This window comes from Clavibacter tessellarius, assembly GCF_001618005.1.
GTDB classification, from domain to species: Bacteria; Actinomycetota; Actinomycetes; order Actinomycetales; family Microbacteriaceae; genus Clavibacter; species Clavibacter tessellarius_A.
Window position 1 is genome coordinate 22,038 of record NZ_LQXA01000009.1, and the last position, 6,971, is coordinate 29,008.

The 6,971-nt window shown below is 77.5% G+C and carries 5 protein-coding genes; 2 read left to right on the top strand and 3 right to left on the bottom strand.

Annotation, left to right across the window (positions count from 1 at the left end; translation table 11 throughout):
* The first annotated feature begins 122 nt into the window (after positions 1-122).
* Entirely contained in the window at positions 123-1,955 is a 1,833-nt protein-coding gene (locus tag AWH51_RS02090; RefSeq protein ID WP_254654440.1) for a DUF2207 family protein, read from the top strand.
* A 12-nt stretch (positions 1,956-1,967) separates the two neighbouring features.
* Here the strand turns inward: AWH51_RS02090 and AWH51_RS02095 are convergent, their stop codons facing one another.
* The 3 genes from AWH51_RS02095 to AWH51_RS02105 are packed head-to-tail and all read right to left on the bottom strand — an operon-like array spanning position 1,968 to position 5,950.
* On the bottom strand, positions 1,968-3,500 hold the full coding sequence (locus AWH51_RS02095) for a salicylate synthase (protein ID WP_063070485.1): 1,533 nt from the start codon (positions 3,498-3,500) through the stop codon (positions 1,968-1,970).
* A gap of 10 nt (positions 3,501-3,510) precedes the next feature.
* Positions 3,511-4,260 (bottom strand): 4'-phosphopantetheinyl transferase family protein, encoded by a 750-nt coding sequence (locus AWH51_RS02100; protein ID WP_063070486.1) that lies wholly within the window; start codon positions 4,258-4,260, stop codon positions 3,511-3,513.
* Positions 4,253-5,950, bottom strand: coding sequence for a (2,3-dihydroxybenzoyl)adenylate synthase (locus AWH51_RS02105; RefSeq protein WP_063070487.1), 1,698 nt, complete (start codon positions 5,948-5,950; stop codon positions 4,253-4,255). Before AWH51_RS02105 ends, AWH51_RS02100 begins: the two co-directional genes overlap by 8 nt.
* Before the next feature lie 99 nt (positions 5,951-6,049).
* On the opposite strand from AWH51_RS02105, the gene AWH51_RS02110 reads away from it, so the two are divergent.
* Positions 6,050-6,971: condensation domain-containing protein (locus AWH51_RS02110; protein WP_254654441.1), on the top strand; the 922-nt coding region annotated here is incomplete at its 3' end.

The window sequence follows — 6,971 nt, forward strand, 5'->3', positions numbered from 1 at the left end:
GATGACGACGTCGGATGCGCACGCGGAGGACGGGACGGTCGACGCCGAGGTCCCGGAGGCGCGACTCGAGCCGGGGCCGGGACGGCCGATCCGGCGGGCGATCCGCGCGGCCGGAGCGACCCGTGCGTGAGCCCGCCGCCCGCGCCCGCCTCGCGCGCATCCGCCTCGCCCGCGCCCGCCTCGCGCGCATCCGCCTCGCCCTGGTCGCCGGGCTGCTGACCGCGCTCGCGATCCCCCTCGGGATCGCCGCCCCTGCGCACGCGGAGGCCGACGACTTCTCCTTCCGCTCATTCGACGCCGTCTACCGGCTGTCGACCGACGCCGACGGCCGCTCCGTGCTCCGCAGCACCGAGACGCTGGTCGCCGAGTTCCCCGACCGGGACCAGAACCGCGGGATCCGCCGCGCGCTCGCGCAGGAGCACGACGGCCACCCCACCGGGCTCCGTGTGCTCTCCGTGACGGACGCGTCCGGCGCCCCGCGCGCGTTCGAGACCGACTCGGACGATGGCGCGACCGTGCTCACCATCGCCGACGACGCCTTCGTGCGCGGCGAGCAGACATACGTCATCGACTACGAGCAGCACGACGTCACGCGCTCCTTCGCCGACACGGACGCCGACGAGTTCTACTGGGACACCAACGGACTCGACTGGGCGCAGCCGTTCGGGAGGGTGACGGCGACCGTCGAGATCGCGCCGGAGCTCCTCGACCGGCTCACCGGCGGCGCGGACGCGGCGGCCGGTCCCGAGGGCGCCGACGGACCCGCCGACATCGTCCGCACCGAGACGGGCTTCACGGCCACGGCGGAGGACCTCGGGCCGCGCGAGAACCTCAGCCTCTCCATCGGGTTCGAGCGCGGCACCTTCACGCCGCGCGACTCCTCCTTCCTCGCGGCGCCGTGGCCGGCGCTGTCGCTCGCGGGCGCGCTCGTCGCCGTCGCGGCCGCGGTCGGTGCGCTCGTCCTGCGCCGCCGCCGGCTCGCCGACGCGCCCGGGCGCGGGACGATCGTCGCCCAGTACGACCCGCCGGAGGGCGTGGGGCTCCTCGTCTCCGCCGTGGTCTCGGGTTCGGCGGCGCGCGCGACGACCGCGCTCCTGCTCGACCTCGCGGTGCGCGGCGCCGTGCGGATCCTGGAGCGCGACGGCACGGGGAAGCCGTCGTTCGCGCTCGAGCTGGTGGATCCGGCGCGCGTCACGGACCCGGACGAGCGCGCCTTCGTCGCCGCGGTCTTCGGCGACGGCGCCGCAGCCGGCACGGTCAAGGACCTGAAGCGGACCGACACGAAGGCGGCCGCGCGGATCCAGAAGGTGATGGCCGCGGTGCGGAAGCGCACGGTTTCCGATGGGCTGCGGAGGCCGCTGCCCGTGGGCGCGATCACGCTGCTCATCGTCGCCGCGTCGATCGGCACGGCGGCGGCCGTCGTGTTCGCCGTGCTGGCGCTCGCGGACGCGTACGGCGGGCCGGTCGTGATCGCGTTCCTCGTGGCGGCCGTGCTCGCGCTCGGGATGACGATCGTCGCGCTCGTGACGCACCCGCTCACCGAGCGCGGGGTCGCGTTGCGCGACCACCTGCGGGGGCTCAAGGAGTTCATCCGCCTGGCCGAGGCCGACCGGATCCGGATGCTGCAGTCGCCCGAGGGCGCCCTGCGCGCCGACCTCCCGCACGACCACGTCGACGTGCTGCGGCTCACCGAGGAGCTGCTGCCGTACGCCGCCCTGTTCGGCCAGGAGGAGGAGTGGGGCGACGAGCTCGGGCGCCGCTACGACGACCAGCGCCGCGAGCCGGTCTGGTACTCCGGCAGCACGCCGTTCGCGCCCGCCGTGTTCGCGTCGAGCCTCGGGTCGGTGTCGTCCAGCATGGGCAGCGCGTACTCGGGGTCGAGCACGAGCGGCGGATCCACGGGAGGGACCACCTCCGGCGGCGGCGGTGGAGGAGGCGGGGGCGGCGGGGTCTGACGCCGTGCCCCGTCACCGGGCGGCGGCGGCTCCGCGGGGAGCGCGCACGCCGACGGCGCGAGCGTCGGCCGGCTCCCGCGCGGCACCGGCCGCGTCGGCCGCGTCTGCCGCTCCGTGCGCGTCTGCCGCTCCGTGCGCGTCTGCCGCGCCGTGCGCGCGCACGACGTGGTCGGCGATGCTCGCCAGCTTCTCGCGCGTCTCCTCGAGCTCGCGCGCCGGACGGGACGACCCCGTGACGCCCGCGCCGGCCTGCAGCCACGTCGCGTCGCCGCGGCGGAACAGCGTCCGCAGCACCAGCGACGCGTCGAGCGCGCCGTCCGCGTCGATGCGGAGGACGGCACCGGCGTAGAGCCCGCGGTCGCGTCCCTCCAGGCGGCTGATGAGGTCGAACGCGGCGCGCTTGGGGACGCCGGACGCGGTCACGGCCGGGAACAGCGCGGCCAGCGCGTCCCAGGCCGTGAGCCCGTCGACCAGCTCGCCCGCCACGCGGGAGGCCAGGTGCTGCACCGATCCACGCTCCTCCACCACCATGAACTCCTCGACGCGCACGCTGCCCGGGCGGCACACGGGCGCCATCTCCTCCACCGCGAGCTTCACCGAGATGGCGTGCTCGTGGATCTCCTTGACGTCCGCCAGGAGCTCCTCGCGCAGCCGCCGCGACTCGCCGGCGTCGGCCACGAGCGCCCGCGTGCCGGCGAGCGGCTGCGTGCGCACGGTGCCCCGGGCATCCACGGCCACGACGATCTCGGGGCTGAAGCCCACCGCCTCGACGCCGCCGAGACCGAGCAGGTAGGAGCGCGCGGGCGTGTTGGCCCGGCGTCCGCGCACGAAGGTGGCGGGCAGGTCCACCTCGCCCGTGACGGGCACCCGACGCGACAGGACGACCTTCTGCAGCTCCCCCGCGTGGATCGCCGCGATGCCCTCCGCGACGGCCGCCAGGTAGCGTGCGCGCCCGTCGTCGGGGTCGGCGAGGCCGGAGCGCTCCGGCTCCGGCTCCCGCTCCGCCGCGGGCGCGGGCGCGGGCACCGACTCCGCCGCGGGCGCGGGCACCGACTCGGGCACCGGCGCCGGCTCGGGCGCCTGGAGGATGCGGACCACCTCCGCCGCCTCGCGCGCGTCCCCCGAGCGCACGGTGGCGCTGCCCGCCGCGAAGAGCACCTCCGTGCGCGGCAGGATCACGTGCAGGAGCTCCCCCGCCTCCTCGGCGACCGGCATGCCCGCGTGCGCCCGCGCCAGCTCGAAGCACGCGGTGCCGTAGGCGCGACCGCGATCCGGGCCCAGGCCGTCGAGCAGCCGCTCCACCTCGCGGAGGGGCTGCTCCCGCCAGGGCACGACCACGTCCTCCTCGCCGACGACGCGCAGGCGGACGGTCCGTCGGTCCACCACGACCTCGGCCCACGCGCCGATCGCGCAGGAGAACCGCCCCGCCTCCTCGAGGATGACGTGCGGCTCGTGGCGGAAGGCGCGCGCGAGGTCGGCGGCGGCGCCGAGCGGGTCGCGGGTGATCGACAGCTCGGTCGCGCGGGTCACGGGGGCTGCGGGCATGGGGACTCCTTCAGGCGGGGCGGGGGACGGACGGGATGCCGGGGACGGGACGATCGCCGCGGACGGCGGACGGGATGCGGGGGACGGCGAGCCACGCGCACGTGAGGACGAGGCCGTCGACGACGAGCCAGCTGCCGCGGTAGGCGGGGAACGGGATGGGGCCGGGTGCGCTCCGACGGGCCGTGAACGCGCCGCCCGGGTGGAGGGTGACGCGGAGGTCGGGGAACCCGAGCCATTCGCGGTAGCGGGCGTAGTGCGCCTTGCCCACGGACTCCTTGGCGCTGAAGAGCACGCAGTCGGCGTGCACGCCGGGCCCGAGCGGCGGATCCGGATCGCGCTCGGCCGCGGTGCCGACGATGTCCCGGGCGTCCCGGGGCAGGGGCGCGTGCGGTTCGGCGTCGATCCCGATGGTGCGGAACGCGTCCGTGCCCGCGACGACGGCGGCCCGGTACCCCGCGCAGTGCGTGAGGCTGCCGACCACCCCGCGCGGCCAGACCGGGTCCCCGCCCACGCCCTTCGGGATCGCGACCGACGCGTCGTCCCGGACCGCGGATGCGCCCGGGGATGCGACAACGGATGCGCCCCCGGCGAGCGCCGCGAGCGCCGTGCGCGCGCAGGCCCGGGTCGCCGCGAACTCGCGCCGACGCGACGGGACGGCGCGGGCCACCGCGACGGCCTCGGCGGGGTGCAGGGCGTGCTCGCCCGCCGGTCCCCGCTCCTCCGCCAGCACCGCGCCGGCGGGGAGGATCGCCTCAAGCACCGCGGCCGCCGTCGCCCGCGGCCAGCAGCGCCGCCACCCGGGCCTTGTCGATCTTGCCGACGGCGGTGAGGGGCAGCTCGGGCAGCACGACCACCCGGTCCGGGTGCTTGTACGCCGCGACCCCGAGCGCGCGGAGGTGCGCGACGACGGCGCGGCGGTCGGGCGCGGGGCCGGTGCAGGCGATGACGGCGACGGCGCGCTCGCCCAGGTCGGGATCCGGCACCGACACCACGGCCGCGGCGCGCACGGCCGGCAGCGCCAGCAGGTAGCGCTCGATCTCCGCCGCCGCGTACTTCTCGCCGCCGCGGTTGACCTGGTCCTTGGCGCGGCCCGTCACCACGACGTGCCCCGACGGGAGGAGCCGCACGACGTCGCCGGTGCGGTAGAGGCCGTCGGGCGTGAACGCCGTCGCGTCCGCCGCGGGGGCCGCGTGGTAGCGCGTGAGCGTGCACGGCCCGCGGGTCTCCAGCTCGCCCGGCTCGCCGTCGGCCGCGAGGGAGCCGTCGGCGGCGCGGATCCGGAGCACGTCGTCGGGCGAGATCGGCCGGCCCTGCGTGCTCCAGCGCAGCTCGGGCGGATCGTCGAGGGCGGTCATGCAGATGAGCCCCTCGGCCATCCCGTAGACCTGCTGGAGCGTGGCGCCGAGCGCGGGCTCGAGGGCGCGCGCCGTGACGTCGTCGAGCCGGGCGCCGCCGACCTGGACGACGCGGAGGCTCGAGAGGTCGGCCGTCGTGTGCGCGGCCTCGTCGATCCACGCCCGCGCCAGCGTGGGGGTGAGCGGCACGTGGGTGACGCGCTCGCGGGCGATCAGCGCGAAGGCGGTCGCGGGATCCGGATCGGGCGCGACCACGACGGTGCCGCCCGCCCCCAGGACGCCGAGCACGCCGGGGCACGCCAGGGTGAAGTTGAAGGCCACGGGCAGCACGGCGAGCAGCACCGAGTCGGGGCCGATGCTGGCCGCGCGCGCCGCCGCCCACGCGTTGTAGGAGTAGTCCGCGTGGTGGCGCGGGATCAGCTTGGGCAGGCCCGTGGTGCCGCCCGAGTGGAGGAGGAGCGCGAGCCGGGGCTCGCCGTCGGGCGCGACGGGGTCGAGCGCGGGGGCGGTGCGTCCGTCTTCGCCACCGCGCTCGCGGATCCGCTCCCAGGTGAGCGTGCCCGCGACGCGCGAGGGACCGTGGACGATCACGAGGTCGAGCCCGGGGCAGGCCGCGCGCACGCCCTCCGCGAGGACCCGGCCGTCCTCGCGGCCGACGCGCTCCGCGACGACCATGCCGCGCGCGCCGCTGCCGGACGCGAGGTGGGCGAGCTCCATGTGCCGGTGGGCGGGCATCGCGTGCACCGGCACGGCGCCGGCGCGCACGAGCGCGGTCCACGCGATGACGAAGGCCGCGCCGTCGGCGAGCTGCACGAGGATCCGGTCGCCGGGGCGGATGCCCGATGCCACGAGGCCGCGCGCGGCGAGGTCGACCTCGGCGTCGAGCTCGGCGTGGGTCCAGCGACCGCCGCCGCCGACGAGCGCCGTGCGGTCGGGCACGCGGGCGGCGCTCCGCCGCAGGATGCCGTCGAGCCGGACGTCCGGCTGCCGCCCGGCGGCGCGGGCGTCCGCGACCACGCCGGCGGCCCAGGCCGCGCATCCGCCCTCGGGCTCCCCGCCGGGACGCCCCTCGTGCTCGCGCTCGTGCTCGTGCATGCGTGGGGCCTCCCTCGTGCCGTGGACGGTCGCCGCACGGACGCGACGACCGGCCATATGATAACGATTCTCAACAGACCGAGCCCGAGGAGCGTGCACATGACCGAGCGGATCCCCTCCGGCCCTCCCGTCGAGCTGCTGCGCGACCAGGTCGCCCGCGCCCTGCGCCTCGACCCCGCCGAGGTCGGCCTCGACGACGACCTGGTGGACCTCGGGCTCGAGTCGACCGCGCTCATCCGCCTGGCCGGACGCTGGCGCCGGGAGGGCCGCGCGGCCGACTTCGCGCGGCTCGCGGCCGACCCCACGATCCGCGCGTGGGAGCGCCTGCTGGGCGCCGCGGCGGATGCGGCGGATGCGGACGCTCCCGCCGCGGCCCCCGCTCTCGACCCCGAGGCGCCCTCCCCCCTCACCCCGCTGCAGCACGCGTACTGGCTCGGTCGCCAGCCCGGCCAGCCCTCCGGATCCGTCGCCGCGCACTTCTACGTGGAGCTCGACGGGGCGGAGCTGGATCCCGATCGGCTGCGCGCGGCCCTCGCCGCCCTGGTCGCGCGGCACGCGTCGCTGCGGATGCGCTTCCGGGACGACGGCACGCAGCAGCCGCTGCCCGCCGGCGAGGAGCCGCCCGCGGCGCGGCTGCGCGTCCACGACCTCCGCGGCCTCGCCTCCGACGCGGTGGCGGAGCGCCTGGCGCGGATGCGCGACGCGGGCACGCACCGCCGCATGGACGTCGAGCGCGGCGAGGTGCTCCGCGTCGACCTGACGCTCCTGCCCGGCAGCGACTGCCGCCTGCACGTCGACCTCGACATGCTCGCGGGGGACGCCATCAGCCTCAGGGTGCTCCTCGCCGACCTCCGCGCGCTGGTGGAGGAGCCCGGGCGGCCTCTCCCCGCGATCCGCCGCGACGTGCGCGCGGAGCTGGCCGCCCGGGCGGCGCACGCCGAGGCGTCCCGCTCCTCCGCCGACGCGCGCTGGTGGCGCGAGCGCGTGCCCGGCCTCCCCGCGGGCCCCGCGCTCCCGGTCC

Coding starts and splice junctions, on each gene's coding strand:
- AWH51_RS02095 (WP_063070485.1), bottom strand. CDS start 3,500: ATGCCCGCAGCCCCCGTGACCCGCGCGACCGAGCTGTCGATCACCCGC.
- AWH51_RS02105 (WP_063070487.1), bottom strand. CDS start 5,950: ATGCACGAGCACGAGCGCGAGCACGAGGGGCGTCCCGGCGGGGAGCCC.